This is a genomic window from Dehalobacter sp. TeCB1 (genome assembly GCF_001707455.1).
In the GTDB taxonomy this organism is placed as follows: domain Bacteria; phylum Bacillota; class Desulfitobacteriia; order Desulfitobacteriales; family Syntrophobotulaceae; genus Dehalobacter; species Dehalobacter restrictus.
Window position 1 is genome coordinate 1 of sequence record NZ_MCHF01000001.1, and the last position, 1,484, is coordinate 1,484.

General features: G+C 33.8%; 1 protein-coding gene. It reads right to left on the reverse strand.

Annotated elements, in window-relative coordinates; translation table 11 throughout:
* On the reverse strand, positions 1 to 1,404 hold a 1,404-nt coding region (locus tag A7D23_RS00005; protein ID WP_068882880.1), incomplete at its 3' end, for an IS1182 family transposase.
* Between the last annotated feature and the right edge of the window lie 80 nt (positions 1,405 to 1,484).

Here is a 1,484-nt window from a genome sequence, read left to right on the forward strand (position 1 = left end):
CAGTACTTCAATCAATTTCTTTACTCCCAGTATGTTTATTACTCTTTTAATATTATAAGACAGCATTATCAAACTGATTTCAACTTCTACTTTTTCAAAGCCTTTCATCAGCAAATATGCTGCATTCATTGTCCGTTTTATTGTTCCAAATGGATGTTCAGATAAACATCTTCTCAAGAAATACTTTTCTGCATTTTCCTTTAATCGTTTTTGCATTTCTTCTAATATTTCTTCATGTTCCCATCTCTGAATTTCTCTTCCGGTCTTATTTTCTGTGCACTGACTTCTGATTTTGCAATATTTACAACCTTTTGTGTAATAGCTCCTTATTATCTTACCGTTTTTATTTGTTTGTTTTCTGTATGTTAGTTCTTGCTTCCCTGGACATATGTATATGTCTTTTTCTTTTATGTACTCAAATTTCTCGAGCTTATAGCCTTTTCCGCCACTTACTTCTGGCTTGGATACGTAGGGAACCATTCCATTATCTATACAGGCTTTGATTTCAGTTGACTTGTAATATCCTTTGTCTGCTAAAACATCTATGTTTTCAGTTTGCAGTATGTCCTGCGCTTTTAATGCCATGATAGACAGTTGATTTATGTCGCTTACTTCATTTGTTACTTTATAGTCTAATATCAGTTTGTTTCTCTCATCTACTATCGTTTGTATATTGTAGCAGACTTCCATTTTACGGTTGTTCATCATTAGTCTACTGTTTGGATCTGTGCTTGATATTTGGGTTTCTCCCGTTTCTTCCATCTTAGCCTTTAGGGTTTCATATTTTTCTTTGCGTTTTTTAATTGTCTCAATTCTCTCTTGCAGCTCTTCTTTCGTTATCGTTTTTGTGTCTTCTTCATTCTTATCATTTTCTTCAATTTCCTTCAGGTATTCGTTTATCTGCTTCTCAATTTCTTTTATCCTTGCAACAGCTTTTTCTTTTACAACGTTTTGTTTTTTTGAGTTTACTGCTTTAAATTTACTTCCATCTACCGATACTATTTCTCCCCCAAACATTGATAGTTTCTTACAGAGCAGCGTGAATTCTTTAAATACTTTTGGAATTTCTTCTTTGTTGTCTTTCCTGAAGTTTGCTATCGTTTTGTGATCCGGCCTTAGACTCTTTAGAAGCCACATTACCTCTAGATTTCTATGACATTCCTTTTCAAGCTTTCTACTCGATCTTATGGCATTGATGTACCCATACAGGTATAGTTTGAGCAGATCCTTTGGGTTATATGGAGGGCGCCCCGTTTCACTTGTTTTGGAATACTTAAATTCTGTTTCTATATTATCTACAAATGCATCAATAAACTGAACCTCATTGTCCTCTGTTATATAATCATCTATGCTTTCCGGAAATAGTGTAATTTGTTCGCGGTTTATTCCGTTTTTATATGGCATAATTATTCCCCTTATGATTCGGTTTCCTTACTTAATTATACCATATTTATCCATTATTCTCTACGTTTTTACACAGCCTG